Below are 19,799 nucleotides of genomic sequence, written 5' to 3' on the forward strand. Positions count from 1 at the left end.
TTTCTGTTTTATTATTATGACAGTTGTAGTTTAATATCCTTTCGTTACAGTGGGTTTTCTTGGTAATAGTTAACCAAAAGTGAAACCACGGCATTGTAGCTTTTAATACCCTCAGCTTGGTTGTTGGCTTTTAAAAAGGTGTTGAAAACAGATTTAAAAACGGGTTCCATGGGATTCTCATGGGCCTGCCAAAATTTAGAAACCTCATTGTAGTTTTTTATCACCCCCGGATTTATTTTGCTATAGGCATTATCTAATAGTTCTCGGTCCCTATAGGCCAGATCATTGAGGCAATAACTCAATGCGTAAGCATAGGCGGCATATTTAAAATAGGGATCCTCATTTTTTACGGTTACTAGATACCCGACAAAATTGGTTTCGTTCTCTGCAGAATATCCTAGTTGATGTCCAATTTCATGCCCGCTTATTATTGGGAACCTAAAGTTTGGCAGCCTTCCATTTGCTTGGGCCTCATTGGTGAAGGGATTTAGATACCCTCCATACCCCATATAGGTGAGGGGAGTGCTGAAAAGAGATCTCTTTAGGCTTGGTCTTTTATAGGTGAATATTGGAAGTTGGTTTTCCAAAGTTCGGTATCCTTCTATGGTAATCTTAAATATTTCTTTTTTGCTATAGGGAATTAGCACCATTTTGGTACTGTCTTTCGTAAGTTGAAATTGAGCCTCATTGGTCTTGGTTATTAATCGGTCTACAAAATCCACTAAGTCTTGTTCGCTGTGTTGGTCCCGTAATTCCAAAGTCATGGATAAGGGTTGCCTATAGTAATTAAATCCCCATAAAATATGAAAACTGAAATAGGCTACGGATGCCACCACTGCTATATCTCTTAAAAACCATATTGGCTTTTGTTTAATCCGTGCTCGGTTGACAATGAGATATCTTAAGGAGACTATAATCAGTAAAGCATACAGAATATCCCCAATGGAAAAAGGTATCCACCCCAATAGTGCGCGCCAAAACCCAGATATTAAGGGATAAAGGCCTTTACTGTAGTAGTTCTCTATAAGCTCTGGATAAGTACCTAGCCACTTTACTAATAGTATTTGTGGTAGAAGGGATAGGGCGATGAGGTTTTTAATTTTTTGTTCCATCTGTCCAAAATTAACCAATATTCTCGCATAGTTATTTTTCTATCTGTATTTTTGGGGTTTAGATTTATAACTATGGGAAAAGAAATACGTGAGTTGGAGCCAAAAGAGGTATGGAATAAATTTGCAGATCTTAATGCAGTGCCACGGCCGTCCAAAAAAGAAGAAAGAGTAATAGAGTTTATGATGGATTTTGGAAAAAATCTTGGATTGGAAACTATCAAGGATGAAGTGGGCAACGTAATCATAAGGAAAGTAGCTACCAAAGGGATGGAAGATCGAAAAACGGTCATCTTACAATCCCACTTAGATATGGTGCATCAAAAAAACAACGACACAGATTTCGATTTTGATACCCAAGGAATACAAATGTATGTAGACGGAGATTGGGTTAGGGCCCAAGGTACTACTCTAGGAGCAGATAATGGGCTGGGCGTAGCAACGATTATGGCCCTATTAGAAAGTAAGGATATTCCGCACCCCGCTTTAGAAGCACTATTTACCATTGATGAGGAAACCGGAATGACAGGAGCTAAAGGTCTAAAAGGAGGATTGCTAAAAGGGGAGATTCTTTTAAACCTGGACACGGAGGAAGATGATGAAATTGATATAGGATGTGCCGGAGGGGTAGATGTTACTGCCAAGGCAGTTTATGATGAAGAAAAATGCCCTGAGGATTCCGTTGCATTTATAATTTCTGTTAAGGGACTTAGCGGCGGCCATAGTGGAATGGATATTCACAAGGGACTTGGAAATGCCAACAAGCTAATGAATGGTTTGCTAGTGAAAGCTGCCGATAAGTATAATATTAAGATTGCCGAAATTAATGGAGGCGGATTAAGGAATGCTATTCCGAGGGAAAGTACAGCCTTGGTAGTCGTGAACGGTGCCTATGTAGAGAAGTTTACCCAAGATTTTGAGAAATGGGCGCAAAGTATTACTAATGATTTTTCTGCAACAGACCCTAGTTTAAAAATTACCGTGCAACCTACCGAGGCACCTTCAAAGGTGATGGGGAGCAAGGAGCGAGAAAGTCTATTGACGGCCTTAAATGACGCGCATAATGGAGTGTACGCGATGAGTGCTTCCATGGAAGATTTGGTAGAGACGTCCAATAACATTGCAAGAGTTGAGGTTAAGGGAGGGAGCCTAAAAATAGCATGCCTTACCAGATCATCGGTAGAAGCGGGAAAAAATGAATTGACATCGTCCCTTAAATCAGTTTTCAAAAAAGCGGGATATGAAGTTAATCTTAGCGGAGATTACCCGGGTTGGAACCCAAATCCGGATTCAGCTATTTTAAAGGTGCTGCAAGCGAAATATGTAGAACTCTTCAAGGAGGAGCCCAATGTAGTGGCCTGCCACGCAGGACTGGAATGTGGTATACTTGGACAGAACTATCCTGAAGTAGATATGATTAGTTTCGGGCCAACTATTAAAGGTGCTCATTCTCCTGATGAGAGAGCCAGTATTTCATCAACCCAGAAATTTTGGAAGTATACATTGAGTATTTTGGAAAGCACACCCAAAACTTAATAAAATTATCAAAACATTGTTTTTAATGGCTTGTCAGCTTTTTTTAATAGAAGTCCATCTAAAGACAATTCTTTAGGTTTTACTTGAAATTTTCGCTATATTATATGGTGAATTTCAAATCACTATAGATATGGCTATCAAAAATTACAAGGGACCCAGGAGCGTACAGCCAAAGGAGGAAGTTCTTTTAAGAGTGCGTCACTATATGACGACGAAGCTTATTACTTTTCTGCCAGATCAATCTGTAGAAGAAGTTATTGAGGCCTTGTTGAAGTATAGGATTTCCGGAGGGCCAGTGGTAAATGAGAATTATGAACTGATAGGCATTATTTCCGAAGGGGATTGTATAAAGCATATCAGTGAAAAAAGATATCATAATATGCCTAGTCCCAATAAGCTGGTGAAGGAGCATATGATAAAGAATGTGGAAACCATTGACGGTGATATGAATATTTTTGACGCTGCCAATAAGTTTTTAAATGAAAAAAGAAGGCGGTTTCCTATAGTTGAAAATGGAAAATTGGTGGGGCAAATCTCCCAAAAAGATATTTTAAAAGCTACCTTGGAGTTGAAATCCCAAATATGGTAATAGATTTTAATTTCGCTGGAGCATAAAACAAAACCGCCACTAGTATGCAAATCATATTAGTGACGGTTTTTGTTATACTATGCAAATGACTAATTGGCCATTTCTGTGATTTCCAAATCAAATACTAAATTAGAATTTGGAGGGATAACATTACCTGCTCCAGCCTCACCATAGCCTAAGTGGGAGGGAATAAACAAACGAACCTTGTCACCAACCTTCATTTCCATTAAACCTTCTCTAAAACCAGCAATTAAAGGTGCCTCTGGGCTGTAGTCCATTGGAATAGCCTGATATCCTCCACCTTGTTTTCTAGCTGGATTAAAAGCGTCGTATTGGGTAGCTATTTCTTCAACGTTACTATCAAATAAAGAACCGTCGGATAAATATCCTGCATAATACACATTTACTTTCTGTCCTATTTTTGGCTTAACGCCTTCTCCTTCTTTTAGGGTATATATCTTTAATCCGGAAGGTAGCTCTTTGGCCTGTGGCTCTTGCTGTGAAAACTCGGCAACCATATCGCTAATCATTTTTTCCTTTGCCTTTATTTTCTCTTCTTCCTCGGCAAAATAATCACTCATTATTTTTATAGCATCAAACTTTCTAGCGTCTTTCCCGTTCCTAATAATTTCTACTGAATTCATAACCACATCTGTTACGGGTCTGTCTCTTTCGCCAGTCTCTACATTGGCAATAGAATCTACTACTTCCATTCCTGTCACAACATTTCCAAATACGGTGTGTCTTCCATCTAAAAAGGGAGTTTCTTTGTGAGTAATAAAAAACTGACTTCCGTTAGTAGTAGGTCCTGCATTGGCCATAGAAAGGATTCCTGCTTTATCATGCTTTAGGGAATCATTAAATTCATCCTTAAACTTATAGCCTGGGTTACCGCTTCCAGTTCCCGATGGATCACCGCCCTGAATCATGAAATCTTTGATTACCCTGTGAAAAATAATGCCATCATAGTACTTTTTCCCTTTTAAACTGTCACTAACAAACGGATTTTTTCCTTCGGCAAGAGAAATAAAGTTGGCAACGGTTAAAGGAGTTTTTTCATATTCCAACTTGAGTATAATTTCCCCTTTATTGGTATTGATATCGGCAAAAATGCCATCGCCCAATTCGGCATGCTTGCTAGATTTACAACTAGAAACCGCTATGGTTAGTATTAATAATAATAGGTAAGCTTTTTTCATCATTTGTGGTTTTAATTTTGACTTTTATCGATTTTTATAATGGTAATTGTGGTTTTGATCGGAACGTTTGTCCCAATTTTATTTTTATCTCCATGATAGCCATAGGCTAGGGAGGAGGGAATCAAAAATGTGGCGCTCTCTCCCTCTTTCAATAATTTTACGCTATTTCTGAGTCCTGGAAATAGCTGCTGTTTATCTACATTGTAGGTGATTGTGCCAATTTCTTGCTTGGTATATATGGTATCATTTTCCATGCTTACAATATTATATTCCATGGTCACCACATCATCTGGCTTAGGATGGTAATCGCTCTCGTTATTTTTACTTATATAGTGATACCAGGTACCGCCACCACTTGCAAGATAGGTGTTGTTGCTGTCTGCAGCAATGATTTTTTGGATTTGTTCTTCTTCTTGTTTAAGCAATGCTTTATTTCGCTCTACGGATTCTTTAAGGATGCTTCCTGTTTTGACTTTGATCGGTCTTCTGGCTTCCGGAACACCGCATTGTGCAATTATGGCGAGCAAGAACAAATAATAGAATTTTCTCATTTAGTTAATTGGTCTTTATACGAGGGTAATATGGAAGTGAAATATTGAGCAGTTTCCGATAGGCTCTTTTCACTACGTCCCCCTGAGGCATTATTGTGACCTCCACCATTAAAGTGAGCTCTGGCAAATTCGTTTACTGAAAAATCTCCTTCCGAACGCAAAGAGATCTTAATAATTCCTTCGTCCTTATTTTCAATAAAGATCACTGCAAAAATTATTCCTTCTAGGGTAAGTCCATAGTTTACAAATCCCTCAGTATCTCCCTTTTTAAAATCATACCTGTCCAATTCTTCTTGAGAAAGAGTGATATAAGCAGTGCGATATTCTTCCAAAATTACCATATTTTTTAGAGCACATCCTAAAAGATGTAGTCTGCTGGGGGTGTTAGTATCGTATACCATGCTGTGAGCAAGAGTGTTATTAGCGCCTTTTTCAATCAGGCTAGCAACTACAATATGTGTTCTACTGGATGTGGAAGAATATTTAAATGAACCGGTGTCGGTCATTATACCAGTGTAGAGACAAATTGCAATTTCGGGGGTAATGTAGCTTATACCTTTGTGTGCTTCAATGAGATTGTACACCATTTCACAGGTGGAGCTCATGGTTACATCGGAATACATTATTTTGGCATAATCGGACGGCTCTTGGTGATGATCAATCATTACAAAAGTAGCAGAGGCCTCTTCTAAAAGAGGTTGTAATTCGCCAATTCTACCTAAGTGATTAAAGTCTAAGGTGAATATTGCCGTGGCATCATTTATCAATTCCTTCGCAGAAGCAGCATCTTTTTCAAAATTAATGATCTGCTCATTATTTGGAAGCCATTTTAAAAATTTGGGAAAATCGTTGGGAGCGATAACTTTGGCTTGCTGCCCCATATCATTTAAATAGTGCCACAAAGCTAAGGTAGACCCTACAGCGTCGCCGTCAGGATTTTTGTGAGGTATAATTACGATGCGTTGAGGAGTCTCAAGAAGCGCATCGATTGCATTGATTGTTTCTAAATTCATGGGCGCAAAGATACAATTTAAAAATATATACTTTTATCCGGATCTTTTAATTTGACTAAGAATATTAGCAGTGTTTAGTCCCTGTTTTGTGGGTAATTTATTGGTGGTAATGTATTTAATTTGGGTTTTGGTATTTGGGTTTTGATAAGGTTTTGGTGTTTTTTTCAGGTGTAGTGATCGCCTTAGTGCGGTGATTATAACTAGTTAGGTGTAAGCAAACAGCCTGATTTTTTCTTCTTGTAGGTTGAAGAATAAAATGTATTTTTGCACAAAATTTAAAGAGATGATTACAAACAGAACATTTACCATGATAAAGCCAGATGCCGTAGAAAACGGACATATAGGCGGAATTTTGGAAAAAATAACCTCTGCTGGTTTTAAGATTGTGGCCATGAAATATACTCAATTGAGCACAAGAGACGCTCAGGAGTTTTATGCAGTTCACAAGGAACGTCCATTTTATGGTGAATTGGTAGAATTTATGACTAGAGGTCCTATTGTAGCAGCTATTTTGGAAAAAGATAATGCTGTTGAGGATTTTCGCGCGTTGATTGGTGCTACTAATCCAGCGGAAGCTGCTGAAGGAACTATCCGTAAATTATTTGCAACCTCTATTGGGGAAAATGCCGTTCACGGATCTGACAGCGATGAAAATGCAGCCATTGAAGGTGCTTTTCATTTTTCTGGTAGAGAAGTGTACTAAGAAAAAAGGAATAGGAATAAAAAAACCGACGTTAAGTCGGTTTTTTTTGTTTCTGTAGTCTTCTAATTAGCGAAGTACAATTTTTTTAACCAGTTCTCTTCCCATCTCCTCGTTTATCATATTGATAATTTTGGATCTACCATGGCTTAGTTCTTCCCTTAGAACAGAAGAGGAAAGGGAGACAAAAAGTGTGTCGTTCCGCAGTTCTATGGCGGTAGTGTAATTGTTTACCCCGTTGCCCATCATTTGTTTCCACGCATCACGGACGTTCACACGATCCATTCCTTTTTGAAGTTTATTTTCTGAAATAAATTCTTGAAGGGCCTCGCCCATGCTGAGGTTGTTGTTTCTTCTTTTAGCCATAATTAATCGAGATTAATGGGGGTAAAACGTTTATAATGGTATGTTATCTGTTCCTTGTTTACGGTACTAAAGTTATTCTCGTCTAAGCTGATGATTTTCTCTCCCCATTCACTTAATTGGTTCTTGTAGTACATGTCTATGCTTCCATTTTTCTCTATTAAAGTAAAGTATTCGGCATCGTTAGAGGTGTCGTAAGTGCCTAAAAAGGTAGGCTGTACTTTTTTTCTGTAGCCTTTTTTATCAGTTACTTCAATATAGTCAATAGTGGTGTTCACTGTGTATATTTTTTCGGAACCATTGGGGAAACTTACTTTTTCTATTTCCCAATAGCCATTTAAATGGGGTATTTGCTCCCATCCTATCTCTTGTTTACATGCACTAAATATTAAGAAGAATATAAGATAATAAAGATTTCTCATGCTATAATTTAAATATTTTATACGATTGATGCGTGTTTTTAACGGCATTTTCAGTTCTCTCCGTATGGGTGTCGCTAAGGAATATCTGTCCAAAATTATCTTCGTCCACTAGGCGGATAATATGGGTTACTCTATTTTCATCCAATTTGTCAAAAATATCATCTAATAGTAATAACGGCGTAGTTCCGGCCTGCTTTTTAATAAATTGAAACTGGGCTAATTTAAGGGCTATTAGAAATGATTTTTGTTGGCCTTGGCTCCCGAACTTTTTGATGGGATGCCCGTCTATAGAAAATAATAAATCGTCTCTATGTATACCTGTACTGGTATATTGCAACGCTTTATCTTTTTCTAGACTTTCTTCCAATAAAGTTACAAGATCATTTTCTAATAACTTGCTTTGGTATGTTAAATCTACTGGTTCTTTTCCTCCTGAAATGGCGAGGTATTGCTCTTGGAAGATTGGAATGAACGATTCTATAAACGCGAGTCTTTTGTTGAATATTTCTTGGCCGTACTGCTGTAATTGTTCGTTGTATATGCCTAAGGTGGTTTTGTCAAACGTGTGGTTAAATGCAAAATACTTTAATAACGAATTTCTTTGGGCAAGTACTTTGTTGTATTTGATTAAGTTTTGGAGATACGTTTTATCTGACTGGGATACCACTCCATCCATAAATTTTCGCCTGGTTTCGCTCCCTTCAATAATTAAGTCACGATCTGCCGGAGAAATAATAACTAATGGTATAAATCCAATATGGTCAGAGAATTTGTCGTACGCTTTGGCGTTGCGCTTAATAACTTTTTTCATTCCCTTTTTAAAACTGCAGAGAATTTTTTCCTCTCGGTCTTCTTTTTGGAACTCGCCTTCAATCATGAAAAAATCTTCATCGTGCTTTATGTTTTGGGTAGCTATAGGGTTAAAATAGCTTTTGCCAAAGGAAAGATGGTATATGGCATCTAAGACATTTGTTTTACCAACCCCATTATCGCCTACAAAGCAATTGATCTTTGTGTCAAAGTCAAAGCTCTGGGAGGCAAAATTTTTATAATTAATAAGCGATAATTTCTTTAGAAACATTCTGCGAAGTAAATTTTTTATTTTCCAATAGTCAAGGAAAGTTCAAAATATGTAAAATTAACCATAAATACTGAGCGGGATTTGGATAAAAACTATATTTTTGCGCCACTAATTAAATTCTATAATGGCAACTTACAAGAAAAGAGGTTATAAACCGAAAAATAAAGAGGAGGAGAATCAATTGGATCAGCAGGAAAGTACTACTGCAGAAGTGTTTAGTTCATTAGATGAAGGTGCCTCCAGATCTGAGGAATGGGTGTCTAGGAACCAGAACTATATTTTAGGGGTGATAGGTGTTATCGCTGTAGCTGTATTGGGGTATATGGCTTATTTTCAGTTTATAGAAAAACCAAAGGCGGAAAGTGCTGCTAATGAGATGCTATATCCACAACAATATTTTGATCAAGCGTTATTCGCAACTGCGGAAAAAGACTCTTTGTTTACTTTAGCATTGAACGGTGCCGATGGTAAGTTCGGGTTTTTAGATATTATTGAGGAATACAATGGAACTCCTGCCGCTAATTTGGCTAAGTATTCCGCTGGTATGGCATATTTGAATATGCAGAAATATGATGAGGCTATTAAATATTTGGAAGGTTTCTCTTCTAAAGATATGATTTTGGGTGCTGTTGCTAAAGGAGGAATTGGTGATGCTTTTTTACAGTTAAACCAACCAAAAGATGCTTTGGGGTATTATGAGAAAGCTATATCTCACAGCACTAATGAGTATACTACGCCTAAATTTTTATATAAAGCAGGGGTAACCGCGCTCGATTTAAATAATAAAGACAAGGCGCTTAAATATTTCCAGAGAATAAAAGATGAGTTTTCCGCTTCTGAGGAGGCTAAAACCATAGACGCTTTTATAGGTAAGGCAAAAAGCATTTAAGATGGCAATTAAAAAGCAGAATTTATCGGATTATGATAAGACAACTGTCCCAAACGCGAAAGATTTTCGGTTTGGGATTGTTGTTTCAGAATGGAACGAGAATATTACAGAAGGACTTTATAATGGAGCTATAGAAGCGCTATTGGACTGTGGGGCCAAAGAAGAAAATATTATACGTTGGAACGTTCCTGGTAGTTTTGAACTTCCGTTTGGAGCTAAAAAAATGATCCACACCCAAAAAGTCGATGCAGTTATTGTAATAGGTAGCGTTATTAAAGGAGAGACCATGCACTTCGATTTTGTGTGTGGGGCCGCAGCACAGGGAATTATGGATCTTAACGTAAAAACGCAAACTCCTGTTATTTTTTGTGTCCTGACGGACAATAACATGGATCAGGCTATTGCCCGTAGTGGTGGTTCTCATGGTAACAAAGGAACAGAAGCTGCTATTGCCGCTATAAAGATGGCCAACTTGGGGAATTAATTTCTTCTAACCCCTCTTTTTATATAAATTAGTGGTAGATAAAGCTGGAAAGCTGCCATTGCCTATAAATGTTAACATATTTTAGCAACTGCGGTAAGGTAGATTTTTCTATTTTGAGTAACTTTGGGAATCTAATATTATGGGAAAGTTTTCAAGATTACGTAAAAATAAGAAGTTCAGTTATACGCCGCGTTATTATGACGATAAAGGGGAGGGGAATCCCTTTAAGATTGAACATAAATTGGACAAGTTTAGGCCTACCATGGATGGCCGTTCTGGCCTTAAAGGCAAATTTTCCAGAGCTATTGAGGACTTAAAACGATCTGGAAACCGAGATCAGACCATTAGATTGGTTGTCATCATAGCACTCCTAGTATTTATTTTTCTCTATATTATAGATTTCGATCTATCTATTTTTACTTCTAAATAATGGCAGATATCATTCAACTTTTGCCAGATCATGTAGCGAATCAGATTGCTGCAGGAGAAGTTGTGCAACGTCCCGCTTCCGTTGTTAAGGAATTAATGGAAAATGCCATAGATGCCGGTGCCTCTACAGTTAAGCTAATAATAAAGGAAGGAGGGAAAACCCTTATCCAGGTTATAGATGACGGTGTTGGTATGAGTGCAACCGATGCGCGACTCAGTTTTGAGAGGCACGCAACTTCCAAAATCAGAAAGGCCGAGGATCTTTTTAACCTCAATACCAACGGTTTTAGGGGAGAGGCTTTAGCTTCTATTGCTGCTATTGCCCATGTGGAAATGCAGTCTAGAACAGAGGAAGATGAGGTGGCTACCCATATTAGGATCGAAGGGAGTAAAGTAATTTCCCAAGAAGTTACCGTAGCGCCTAAAGGAACTAGCATGATGGTTAAGAATTTGTTTTTCAATATTCCCGCTAGGCGTAACTTCCTAAAATCTACCCAAGTAGAATTAAGGCATATTATTGATGAATTTCATCGGGTGGCATTAGCGCATCCATCTATCTCTTTCCATTTTTACAATAATGGCAATGAAATTTTTAACCTTCCAAGCTCCAATGACAGGCAGCGTATTGTTAATGTTTTCGGGGGCAAGACCAATGAGAAGTTGGTTCCAGTAAAGGAGGAAACGCAGGTGGTCACTATTAGTGGATTTATTTGTAAACCAGAATTTTCAAAAAAGAGTAGGGGTGAGCAGTTTTTTTTTGTTAATAATAGGTATATAAAAAGTCCGTACTTGCATCACGCTATAGTGGCAGCTTTTGATGGACTGATAAAAAAAGATAGCTATCCAGGCTATTTCCTTTATTTAACAGTAGACCCGGGCTCTATCGATATAAATATACATCCAACTAAGACGGAGGTTAAATTTGATGATGAACACACGTTATATGCTATCTTACGATCTACCGTAAAGCATAGCTTAGGGCAATTTAATGTAATCCCAGCCTTGGATTTTGATCAGGATCAGAATTTGGAGACTCCTTATGAATATAAAAACAGATCTGCAGAACAACCACGAGTGGTAGTAGACTCTGGATTTAATCCTTTCAAGGAAGAATATATTGCAACCGGAGGGAGGTCTAACGTCCAGAAACCATCTACACAAGGATGGGAGTCACTTTATTCTGGAATGGACTCACAAGGCGAAAGAAATAATGATTTTAGTAGTATCAGCTTTGAATCGGACACTATTACGGGCTCTATTTTTGATGATAGCAAGATTGGATTGGATGCGGTAACAACAACTTTTCAATTAAGAAGGAAATATATAGTGACCACTATAAAATCCGGGATGGTAGTTATAGACCAAAGTAGGGCGCATCAGCGGGTATTGTATGAAAATTTCTTAAAGAATATTACCGTAAAAGAAGCGGTGAGCCAACAATTGTTATTTCCATTATCTTTAACCTTTTCCAAAAATGATAGGGACATTATCATGGAAATCCAAGATAACTTAACCAGTATAGGTTTTGATTTTGAGGCTATTGGAGATGAGGGAATTAAGATAAGTGGGGTGCCTTTATCGGTTCCCGAAAGCGAGGTGGATATGATATTAGAACAGTTGATTTCTGATTATCATCAAGATTTTGTTGTGGATGGATTTTCGCAGACTGACGTGTTGTCCAAAACCTTAGCAAAATCCTTAGCAGTGAAAACTGGGGAAGTGCTAGATAGAGATTCCCAGTTGGCATTGGTAAACGATTTGTTTGCATGTAAAGAATCTAGATTAAGTCCTTTTAATAAATCAGTATACGTTACCATTACCGAAGACGATATTGACAAAAAATTTTTATAAATGGGTAGAATTACGGATGCAGTAAAGCATTTGATCATTGTAAATGGGCTATTTTTTGTAGCTACTTATCTCTATGGAGACCAAATGTACGAGTGGTTTTCCTTATGGTTTCCAAAAAATGGTAACTTTGAATACTGGCAGGTATTGTCCCATATGTTTATGCATGGAGGATTTATGCATATATTATTTAATATGTATGCGTTATGGGCATTTGGCTCGCCACTAGAAAGAATGTGGGGTAGGAATAAATTTCTATTCTTTTATTTTTCGGCAGGTATTGGTGCAGCATTGATCCATACAGGGGTTAACTATTATTATTTCCATCAGGGAATTGATGCTTTGGTCGATTCAGGAATTCCCAAGGAACAAATAATGGAGATCGTTACCAATGGAAAGTACAGTCCCAATTGGTATAATATAGCTTCAAAGGATACGATAGATAATTTCCTGAGTGCCATTAATACACCGGCTGTGGGGGCTTCTGGCGCCATTTATGGGGTGTTGGTCGCCTTTGGGATGTCTTACCCTAATGCTGAGCTGTTCTTGATGTTTATACCGGTACCGGTAAAAGCAAAGTACTTTATTCCGGTAATTATTGGGCTCGATTTATTTTCAGGGGTAACAGGTTATTCTATCTTTGGGAGTGGAATTGCACATTTTGCTCACGTGGGTGGAGCCTTATTTGGGTTTATAATGATGTGGTATTGGAAAAAAAATCAGTTTAACAATAATCGATGGGATCTATAATGCGCAATCAGAACATTTCATACTATTATAATCGGTTAAGTATAGCCGAAAAGCTAATAGTATTTAATGTGGCTATTTTTATTATAGGCGGACTGATTAATTTGCTATTTGCCCTTCCCATTAACAATGGGGTAGATCGTTGGTTTAGAATCCCAAAAGATTTTTTCGATTTTCTTACCCAGCCTTGGTCGCTGATTACGTATTCGTTTTTTCATTCCGGGTTCGGGCATATTTTCTGGAATATGATAATGCTTTACTTTGCCGGAAGGATTTTTTTAAATTTATTTGATAAGAAAAGATTTTTAAACGTTTATTTCCTAGGAGTAATCTTTGGGGGAATGATCTTTTTATTGAGTTATAATATTTTCCCCGCTTTAATAGGTCAAAATACGTCACTGATAGGAGCTTCTGCGGGTGTAACGGCAGTGCTAATATTTATTTGCACCTATTTGCCTAACCAAGAGGTGAGAGTACTATTTTTTAATGTGAAGCTCTGGCATATTGGGGTGCTAGTGGTATTGATGGATCTGATACAAATTTCGTTTGGTAAAAATGTAGGCGGACATTTAGCTCATGTGGGAGGTGCCGCTTTAGGATATTATTACGCAATCCAACTTCCCAAAGGGAATGACATTGGTAGCTGGTTTTCAAATCTAATGGATAGCTTTGGGAATATGTTTAAGGGGAAGGAAAAGAAGGCGTCAATGAAGACCGTATATAGAAAGGAAAGTACGGCATCTAAAGCATCAGGGAATTACGATAAGGAAAGTCGTCAGCGAAAAATTGATGCTATTTTGGATAAAATAAGTAAGTCTGGCTACGAAAGTCTCTCCAAAGCCGAAAAGGATTTTTTGTTCAAGGCAGGTAAGGAAGATTAAGATAGGTGCAAAATCTAATTAACAAATTAATATTCCTCTTCAATGGGCTTTGTGCACTGCTCTTGATATTGGCTTGCTTTGCGCCTCATATTCCTGTAACGCACTTTCCCTTTATGTCGTTATTATCGCTTACTGTGCCTCTCTTGGTGTTTATTAACGCCCTCTTTTTTTGTTACTGGCTGCTACAAGGGAGTCGTAATCTCTTATTGTCCGGACTTGTATTAATAGTGGGCTATGTGATTTTGGGTACTTTTTTTAAGTTTCAGACTTCAGAAGAGCCTATTCGTAATGGGGAAGTTAGTGTAATGAGTTTTAATAGCCGCGGATTTAATCGTTCCGCGACAATAAAGGATAAAACAGTAGGGGCCCAAATAGTAGATCTTGTAAGAGCCAAAGATCCCGACATTGTTTGTTTCCAGGAGTTTGATTACACAAAAAAGAATAGTGCAGAATTTGATCAATATGATTATAGTTTTGTAGACTTTGAATATGGCTATAAGAAAGTGATCCTTGCTATCTATTCTAAATTTCCGATCATAGGGAAAGGTTCCCTGGATTTTCCTGATAGTAGCAACAATGCTATCTATGTGGATGTAGTCATAAATAAGGATACGGTACGTCTTTATAACATGCACTTAGAGTCTCATAAGGTAGTGCCCACAGTAGAGGAAATTAGCAAAGAGCCAAAGACCAGGTTATTTAAGCGTATGAGCGAGTCATTTGCTAAACAGCAAGAACAAGTCGCCATTTTCAATGAGCATCGAAATGCTACCCCTTATAAGAAAATTGTTTGTGGTGATTTTAACAACACTCAGTTCTCCAATGTTTATCATGTAATTAAGGGCGATATGCAAGATACCTTTATGGAGCAAGGAGTGGGATATGGCCGAACATTTAATTTTAAATATTATCCGGTTAGGATAGATTTTATTTTGGTTGATAAGGCCTTTCAAGTTAAGGCTCATAAAAACTTTGATGTAAAATTGTCCGATCACTTTCCACTTATGGCCTCTTTTGATTTTGGGGGCCAATAGTTAAAAAGATTTAGGCGTAAACTTGCCAATTCCCTTGTTTTTATATTCACGAAAGTTCTGATTGTACAGTATCTCTAGAGAATAGAAGCTAACGCACATCTTTGCTGAATTTAATTTTCGAATATCCTTTTTTATCAGTGGTATTAGACCTTTTGAGGCTTTCTAAGAGTCTTTGGATAGTTGTCTGGCCTATTTTCAGCTAAAGCTTAAAAGAGATCGCTCTCGCTTTGTTATACAAAGGATGCTTTTGCTGGATGCTGAATAACATTACGATTTGTAAACTGAAAATTAGCCGCTACGGATTCCTTTATGGACGAATTTACTAATTCCATTTCCTCAAACTATTTTATAGCTGTTCTATTCTCCTTTTTCTATAGTTAAGCTATGCGCGGCAATTTTAGATTAAAGCTTAATCCCAAAATAATACATATGGAAAGGGTAAGCTTTATTTATAGAGGTGTTATATTTTATAGTTAAACCACACGGCGAATAGATCGCCATGAGGTTTAACGAATTCTTGTTTTTAAGAGTGGGGTTAAACAAATTTAGTTTTTCCTGGAATAGCTACTGGTGCAGAGGGCCAGACTAGGTCCCAATTGTATTCATCTATTTTTGGTCCTAGTGATTCTTTAGAGTTAAATACTTGATCCCATGTTAGTGTTTGTCCCGTGTACCCAACCATACGTGCCCAAATTGCCAACATAGTACTCTTTGCCATCCATTCCCCATCGTTCATAGGTTTGCCATTTCTTATGGAGGCAAATAGTTCATCGTGTTCGGTTTGGAACATATTGTTCCTTTCTCCGCGGTAGGTATAGCTATTCTTTCCTGTTATCTCATATCTACGTCCAATATGGGTAATAGAGGATCCATCAGTACCATGGACTTCCACGCTGTTTTTATGTGAAGTATCACTTTGTTGTCTAGTGAAATGATATCCTTTCGCTCCGTTCTCATATTCGAACTCCACCGCAAAATGGTCAAAAATATTGCCATATTTCTTATCTGTTCGCACCTGTCTTCCGCCAGTACCGGTAGCGCTTATAGGCATTTTATCACCCATTGCCCAAGACATCATATCTAAACTATGTACGGCCTGCTCTACAATAAAATCACCTGATAGCCAATTGTAATAGTACCAGTTGCGCATACGGTAGGTCATGTCCGTCCAATCTGGCTGTCTCTCTTTATACCAAGCTTCCCCTCCATGGCGGAAAGTAGTAACCGTTCTTATATCTCCAATCTGTCCGTCTAAAACACGTCCAAATATAGCTCTGTTGGGGTAATCATAACGAAAACAAAAGCCAGAAACTAGAGATAAGCCTTTCTCCTTGGCTTTTTTGGCAGCAGCCAATACTTTATGCACACCCGGAGCATCTACTGCTACAGGTTTCTCGCAAAATACATGTTTTCCTGCATCAACAGCAGCTTGGAGATGGTCCGGTCTAAAAGCCGGAGGAGTAGTAAGGAGTACTACATCAACACCCGAATCAATTACTTTTTGGTAGGCATCAAATCCCACAAATTTGTTTTTGGGATCTACTTTTACCTTATCACCAGACACTTTCAATAATTCGGTATGGGCTGAATTTAATCGGTCTTCAAAAACATCCCCCATGGCATAAAGTACAACGTTAGGATCTGCTTGTAAGGCCTGTGCAGCGGCTCCAGTACCACGACCACCACAACCAATTAATCCAACCTTTAAGGTAGAATCTTTATATAGGTTGGTAGCGCCAAAAGATAGCGCTGGAGATACCAGCGATCCCCCGATTATGGCAATGCCAGATTTTTTGATGAACTCCCTTCTTCCGGAAGGAATGGAGTTGTGAAACTTATAATCTCCCATAACACTTTATTGGTTTATTGTAATGTGTTTAAATCAAGAGTACAAAATAGTAATTATTTTCCAAAAAAAGGAATTTGTTGATATAGTCCTATTTATAATTAGCTTGGGAGGGGCATTTAAAACCAATATCGGTACTTATCCCTTGTTATCTGGGACAGGTTGCAAAATAATAAGAATCCATATGTAGGTCTGTCTGGGTCATACTACCTACATGTTACATAAGTAGGCAGTCCGTAATATCCGCTATAATATGTATTACAAGTGCCAAGCCAAATATTCTTGTCCTCTTTGGAATTAGCATAATGCAGTACATTATAATTGCCCAGTAGGTGTGCAGCGGATGGAAATTAATACTACATCGATTAGGGTCAAAAAGGGGATCTGCCCATAAATGATCTAGATCTATTAGTATACCTCCCAGAAGTATTAAAACTGCCTTCCATCTATATTCTTTATAAAAAAGTAGGCCGATTAGAATGGGTACCAAAAAATGGATTCCATAGTGCAGACTCCACCTAAGCATAAGGGAAACCTAATTTTATAGTTCTAAGATAGGGAAGGGTATTTGTGCCTTCATTAAAGAGGAGGTCCAGTATGCTTAGGTTAGAAATAAAGGGGTTCCTGTCATTAAAAACCTGAACATATTGCGGCTGATCAAACTGGATTTCAGTTTTTGAATTGATTAAATGGCGACCGTCTATTTTATCATTTACTTTTGACTCGTATACTGTGGTCTTATCTGTAGGTATCTGTATTTGTAAGCACTCACAAATAGTTTCTATGGTCTTTAAGTTGAAATCCATTAAGGAAGTAAAGGTCTCTTTGTAGAGAGGGGCTATATCATCTTCGTAGAACTCAAAGAATGGGGAAGTCCGGTATGCCGTTTGCAAGGTGCGCCAATGTTGTCGTTGCCAATGGTAATTATTGTCAATGGCTACATTGGCATATACCTGTTTGTTGCTGTTATTTCCAATATGCTTTATAGGAATATTAAGCATGTGCTTTCCAATGTCCGTACAGATATAGCAACGGTTTCTAAAGGTCTGCTTTTGATAATTGTCTTTTACCTCCCAACAAATATCATTCTGAACAATGGCCGCGAAATTGGCGATGTTTAAAAAATATCCCGGATGAAGAAGCAATTGCATTTTTTTAATGAATCAATTTGATGATTTGTTGATTGGGAAATGTATTAATCTAATAATGAATCAAAGTACCACTAAATGGGGAATGATGCAATTTTTAAAATTGTTCCTACTGTAATTTGAATCCTAAGCCTCAAATGAAAACATGAATTAAGGCTTAGGATTAGGCATACTATTTTTCGTCGGTTTTTTTCTTTTTTCTAAAATAATCAAATACGAACCATCCTGCTAGGGCTATTATAAAGTACTTAAAATAGGAGGTAGGTTCCCCATCTCCGTGGACTGTAGTAAATACTCTGTCCCAACGAATTTTCCAGTTTTTCATTCCATCGTTGATCCCATCTATACTCATCCAAATAAAAACAGGCGTACCTACAATATGGTCTTCTGGAACATAACCCCAAGTTCTACTGTCTTCGGATCGGTGTCTATTGTCTCCCATCATCCAATAATAATCCTGTTTAAAGGTATAAGTGTCGGCCACTTCTCCATTGATCAAAATCTGATTGCCGTTTACTTTAAGGGTGTTGCCCTCGTATTCCTTAATTATTTTCTCATATATAGGAAGTGCATCTATATTAATAGGTACTGTCTTCCCTTGTTCAGGGATGTAGATGGACTGCATATTGTCCAAAGTTCCAGGGTGAGCAGGATCTTGAGGGAAAAGAGAGGTGTTTTTATTGGTAAATGCAAGCTTTTTGATGGACACTATACCTTCTTTTCCAGTGAAATTAGTGGCTTCTTCTTCCGTTAAATTAAAAATGGCCATATTGCTTACGTCCTCTGACTTTAAATAGTCGCGGACCCTATTATTGCTAACATTCCCGGAATAGTAGGTGTAAACGGAGTCGGTTTTAATTACTTCCATGTGCATTGCAGAAATTACTTGGTCTGCATTTTCTAACTTTAAAGAACTGTTAGGTATACGCACTACGTTTCCGGCAAAATTTTCTCTTCCTAATGCATCTATTGCTGCATTTGTAAATTTTTGTTCTACAGTTACCGTATGAGAGAACATAGGTTTAGCTCTATAAGGTAATACGGTTTTCTTTCCGTTTATATGTACATAACCGTCCACTATAGATAAGGAGTCCCCTGGTATGCCCACAGCGCGCTTAACGTAATTAGATTTTTTATCAATGGGCTTTCTGACCCCTTCTTGTTGTTTAAAGAATTGGTAAACCGTATCTGCAGGCCAACTAAAAACTACAATTTCATTCCTTTTTATATTTTTAAAGCCAGGAAGGCGCATATAAGGAAGCTGTAGCTTGTTCCAAAAAGATGTTTTGTAGGTGGCAGGATCTACATCGGCTACGTAAGACCTTGTTTTAAGAATCGGTAAGGTGTCATGAACCATTGGAGCAGCAATGGTAGTCATGGGTACCCGTGCACCATAATGAAACTTGCTCACAAAAAGAAAATCGCCCACAAGTAAGGTTTTTTCAAGCGAACTTGTAGGAATAACATAAGGTTGGATTACATAGGTGTGAACCAAAGTAGCCGCAACAATGGCAAATACAATAGAACTTACCCACTCTCCTAAGGCGGTTTTTGGATGAAGATCCCTATTTTCTACATAAGTGACATCTGTAAAATAATTTACATAGTAGATATATAAACCCAAGGTAAGTATGGCCAACCAAGTATCTATGAGGCTGTTCTTACCAAAGCTCCTAAGGGTCTCTACCCAAACAACAGGGAACATCAATAAGTTAATGATAGGTATAAAGAGTAGAATTACCCACCACTTTGGCCTATTGATAATTTTCATCAAAACGATGGCATTATAGACTGGAATAGCTGCCTCCCATGCTTTTCTACCTGCCTTAACGTACAATTTCCAAGTTCCTAAAAAATGTATTACCTGAATGATTAAAATAAATATAATCCACTGTGTACCGTTCATATCCGTATGCTGATTTAGGATTGC

General features: G+C 37.8%; 21 protein-coding genes. 10 read left to right on the forward strand and 11 right to left on the reverse strand.

The window, feature by feature from the left end:
* Positions 1-44: 44 nt before the first annotated feature.
* On the reverse strand, positions 45-1,112 hold the full coding sequence (locus tag G466_RS0105380; RefSeq protein WP_026812734.1) for a DUF3810 domain-containing protein: 1,068 nt from the start codon (positions 1,110-1,112) through the stop codon (positions 45-47).
* Between the two features lie 72 nt (positions 1,113-1,184).
* Between G466_RS0105380 and G466_RS0105385 the strand changes: the two genes are divergently transcribed.
* A complete protein-coding gene (locus G466_RS0105385) occupies positions 1,185-2,645 on the forward strand; it encodes an aminoacyl-histidine dipeptidase (RefSeq protein ID WP_026812735.1) in 1,461 nt (486 codons plus the stop codon).
* Between the two features lie 130 nt (positions 2,646-2,775).
* Positions 2,776-3,234, forward strand: a complete 459-nt coding sequence (locus G466_RS0105390) for a CBS domain-containing protein (protein WP_026812736.1) — start codon at positions 2,776-2,778, stop codon at positions 3,232-3,234.
* A gap of 89 nt (positions 3,235-3,323) precedes the next feature.
* On the opposite strand, the gene G466_RS0105395 is transcribed toward G466_RS0105390, so the two are convergent.
* Genes G466_RS0105395 through G466_RS0105405 form a run of 3 tightly spaced genes read right to left on the reverse strand, consistent with a single transcriptional unit; the run spans position 3,324 to position 5,997 of the window.
* Positions 3,324-4,436, reverse strand: a complete 1,113-nt coding sequence (locus G466_RS0105395) for a peptidylprolyl isomerase (protein ID WP_084418748.1) — start codon at positions 4,434-4,436, stop codon at positions 3,324-3,326.
* 8 nt (positions 4,437-4,444) lie between these two features.
* Complete coding sequence (gene gldI, locus G466_RS0105400) at positions 4,445-4,984, reverse strand: gliding motility-associated peptidyl-prolyl isomerase GldI (RefSeq protein WP_026812738.1); 540 nt, start codon at positions 4,982-4,984, stop codon at positions 4,445-4,447.
* Positions 4,981-5,997, reverse strand: coding sequence for a DHH family phosphoesterase (locus tag G466_RS0105405; protein ID WP_026812739.1), 1,017 nt, complete (start codon positions 5,995-5,997; stop codon positions 4,981-4,983). The genes gldI and G466_RS0105405 overlap by 4 nt, the downstream gene beginning before the upstream one ends.
* Before the next feature lie 283 nt (positions 5,998-6,280).
* Between G466_RS0105405 and G466_RS0105410 the strand changes: the two genes are divergently transcribed.
* Positions 6,281-6,700: a nucleoside-diphosphate kinase gene (locus G466_RS0105410; protein WP_026812740.1), complete on the forward strand. Its 420-nt coding sequence runs from the start codon at positions 6,281-6,283 to the stop codon at positions 6,698-6,700.
* A gap of 66 nt (positions 6,701-6,766) precedes the next feature.
* Here G466_RS0105410 and G466_RS0105415 read toward each other — a convergent pair whose 3' ends face one another.
* The 3 genes from G466_RS0105415 to recF are packed head-to-tail and all read right to left on the reverse strand — an operon-like array spanning position 6,767 to position 8,563.
* Positions 6,767-7,063: a DUF721 domain-containing protein gene (locus tag G466_RS0105415; protein ID WP_026812741.1), complete on the reverse strand. Its 297-nt coding sequence runs from the start codon at positions 7,061-7,063 to the stop codon at positions 6,767-6,769.
* A 2-nt stretch (positions 7,064-7,065) separates the two neighbouring features.
* Complete coding sequence (locus tag G466_RS0105420) at positions 7,066-7,482, reverse strand: hypothetical protein (protein WP_026812742.1); 417 nt, start codon at positions 7,480-7,482, stop codon at positions 7,066-7,068.
* Position 7,483: 1 nt separating this feature from the next.
* Positions 7,484-8,563, reverse strand: a complete 1,080-nt coding sequence (gene recF, locus G466_RS0105425) for a DNA replication/repair protein RecF (protein ID WP_026812743.1) — start codon at positions 8,561-8,563, stop codon at positions 7,484-7,486.
* A 124-nt stretch (positions 8,564-8,687) separates the two neighbouring features.
* Between recF and G466_RS0105430 the strand changes: the two genes are divergently transcribed.
* From G466_RS0105430 to G466_RS0105460, 7 genes are all read left to right on the forward strand, one after another.
* On the forward strand, positions 8,688-9,452 hold the full coding sequence (locus tag G466_RS0105430; protein WP_026812744.1) for a tetratricopeptide repeat protein: 765 nt from the start codon (positions 8,688-8,690) through the stop codon (positions 9,450-9,452).
* A 1-nt stretch (position 9,453) separates the two neighbouring features.
* A complete protein-coding gene (ribH, locus tag G466_RS0105435; protein WP_026812745.1) occupies positions 9,454-9,936 on the forward strand; it encodes a 6,7-dimethyl-8-ribityllumazine synthase in 483 nt (160 codons plus the stop codon).
* A 139-nt stretch (positions 9,937-10,075) separates the two neighbouring features.
* Positions 10,076-10,366: a hypothetical protein gene (locus tag G466_RS0105440; RefSeq protein WP_026812746.1), complete on the forward strand. Its 291-nt coding sequence runs from the start codon at positions 10,076-10,078 to the stop codon at positions 10,364-10,366.
* Positions 10,366-12,216 carry a DNA mismatch repair endonuclease MutL gene (mutL, locus tag G466_RS0105445; protein WP_026812747.1) on the forward strand — a complete coding sequence of 617 codons (1,851 nt, stop codon included), beginning with the start codon at positions 10,366-10,368 and terminating at the stop codon, positions 12,214-12,216. The genes G466_RS0105440 and mutL overlap by 1 nt, the downstream gene beginning before the upstream one ends.
* Complete coding sequence (locus G466_RS0105450; RefSeq protein WP_026812748.1) at positions 12,217-12,963, forward strand: rhomboid family intramembrane serine protease; 747 nt, start codon at positions 12,217-12,219, stop codon at positions 12,961-12,963. It abuts the gene before it with no gap.
* A complete protein-coding gene (locus tag G466_RS0105455) occupies positions 12,963-13,841 on the forward strand; it encodes a rhomboid family intramembrane serine protease (protein ID WP_026812749.1) in 879 nt (292 codons plus the stop codon). The genes G466_RS0105450 and G466_RS0105455 overlap by 1 nt, the downstream gene beginning before the upstream one ends.
* A 113-nt stretch (positions 13,842-13,954) precedes the next feature.
* Positions 13,955-14,875, forward strand: a complete 921-nt coding sequence (locus G466_RS0105460) for an endonuclease/exonuclease/phosphatase family protein (RefSeq protein ID WP_229797170.1) — start codon at positions 13,955-13,957, stop codon at positions 14,873-14,875.
* Positions 14,876-15,410: 535 nt separating this feature from the next.
* Here G466_RS0105460 and G466_RS0105465 read toward each other — a convergent pair.
* From G466_RS0105465 to lepB, 4 genes are all read right to left on the reverse strand, one after another.
* The gene (locus G466_RS0105465; RefSeq protein WP_051315536.1) at positions 15,411-16,724 is read right to left on the reverse strand and encodes a Gfo/Idh/MocA family protein; all 1,314 of its coding nucleotides are present in this window, start codon (positions 16,722-16,724) and stop codon (positions 15,411-15,413) included.
* Positions 16,725-16,938: 214 nt separating this feature from the next.
* On the reverse strand, positions 16,939-17,247 hold the full coding sequence (locus G466_RS24395; RefSeq protein ID WP_026812752.1) for a DUF6122 family protein: 309 nt from the start codon (positions 17,245-17,247) through the stop codon (positions 16,939-16,941).
* Positions 17,240-17,872 (reverse strand): WbqC family protein, encoded by a 633-nt coding sequence (locus tag G466_RS0105480; protein ID WP_026812753.1) that lies wholly within the window; start codon positions 17,870-17,872, stop codon positions 17,240-17,242. Before G466_RS0105480 ends, G466_RS24395 begins: the two co-directional genes overlap by 8 nt.
* A gap of 169 nt (positions 17,873-18,041) precedes the next feature.
* Positions 18,042-19,775: a signal peptidase I gene (lepB, locus tag G466_RS0105485; RefSeq protein WP_026812754.1), complete on the reverse strand. Its 1,734-nt coding sequence runs from the start codon at positions 19,773-19,775 to the stop codon at positions 18,042-18,044.
* Positions 19,776-19,799 lie beyond the last annotated feature (24 nt).

It is taken from the genome of Arenibacter certesii DSM 19833, from assembly GCF_000429545.1.
Classification (GTDB): Bacteria; Bacteroidota; Bacteroidia; order Flavobacteriales; family Flavobacteriaceae; genus Arenibacter; species Arenibacter certesii.

Bases quoted from the DNA above. Each gene is read 5' to 3' on its own strand.
- G466_RS0105380 (WP_026812734.1), bottom strand. From the start codon at position 1,112: ATGGAACAAAAAATTAAAAACCTCATCGCCCTATCCCTTCTACCACAA.
- G466_RS0105385 (WP_026812735.1), top strand. From the start codon at position 1,185: ATGGGAAAAGAAATACGTGAGTTGGAGCCAAAAGAGGTATGGAATAAA.
- G466_RS0105390 (WP_026812736.1), top strand. From the start codon at position 2,776: ATGGCTATCAAAAATTACAAGGGACCCAGGAGCGTACAGCCAAAGGAG.
- G466_RS0105395 (WP_084418748.1), bottom strand. From the start codon at position 4,436: ATGATGAAAAAAGCTTACCTATTATTATTAATACTAACCATAGCGGTT.
- gldI (WP_026812738.1), bottom strand. From the start codon at position 4,984: ATGAGAAAATTCTATTATTTGTTCTTGCTCGCCATAATTGCACAATGC.
- G466_RS0105405 (WP_026812739.1), bottom strand. From the start codon at position 5,997: ATGAATTTAGAAACAATCAATGCAATCGATGCGCTTCTTGAGACTCCT.
- G466_RS0105410 (WP_026812740.1), top strand. From the start codon at position 6,281: ATGATTACAAACAGAACATTTACCATGATAAAGCCAGATGCCGTAGAA.
- G466_RS0105415 (WP_026812741.1), bottom strand. From the start codon at position 7,063: ATGGCTAAAAGAAGAAACAACAACCTCAGCATGGGCGAGGCCCTTCAA.
- G466_RS0105420 (WP_026812742.1), bottom strand. From the start codon at position 7,482: ATGAGAAATCTTTATTATCTTATATTCTTCTTAATATTTAGTGCATGT.
- recF (WP_026812743.1), bottom strand. From the start codon at position 8,563: ATGTTTCTAAAGAAATTATCGCTTATTAATTATAAAAATTTTGCCTCC.
- G466_RS0105430 (WP_026812744.1), top strand. From the start codon at position 8,688: ATGGCAACTTACAAGAAAAGAGGTTATAAACCGAAAAATAAAGAGGAG.
- ribH (WP_026812745.1), top strand. From the start codon at position 9,454: ATGGCAATTAAAAAGCAGAATTTATCGGATTATGATAAGACAACTGTC.
- G466_RS0105440 (WP_026812746.1), top strand. From the start codon at position 10,076: ATGGGAAAGTTTTCAAGATTACGTAAAAATAAGAAGTTCAGTTATACG.
- mutL (WP_026812747.1), top strand. From the start codon at position 10,366: ATGGCAGATATCATTCAACTTTTGCCAGATCATGTAGCGAATCAGATT.
- G466_RS0105450 (WP_026812748.1), top strand. From the start codon at position 12,217: ATGGGTAGAATTACGGATGCAGTAAAGCATTTGATCATTGTAAATGGG.
- G466_RS0105455 (WP_026812749.1), top strand. From the start codon at position 12,963: ATGCGCAATCAGAACATTTCATACTATTATAATCGGTTAAGTATAGCC.
- G466_RS0105460 (WP_229797170.1), top strand. From the start codon at position 13,955: ATGTCGTTATTATCGCTTACTGTGCCTCTCTTGGTGTTTATTAACGCC.
- G466_RS0105465 (WP_051315536.1), bottom strand. From the start codon at position 16,724: ATGGGAGATTATAAGTTTCACAACTCCATTCCTTCCGGAAGAAGGGAG.
- G466_RS24395 (WP_026812752.1), bottom strand. From the start codon at position 17,247: ATGCTTAGGTGGAGTCTGCACTATGGAATCCATTTTTTGGTACCCATT.
- G466_RS0105480 (WP_026812753.1), bottom strand. From the start codon at position 17,872: ATGCAATTGCTTCTTCATCCGGGATATTTTTTAAACATCGCCAATTTC.
- lepB (WP_026812754.1), bottom strand. From the start codon at position 19,775: ATGAACGGTACACAGTGGATTATATTTATTTTAATCATTCAGGTAATA.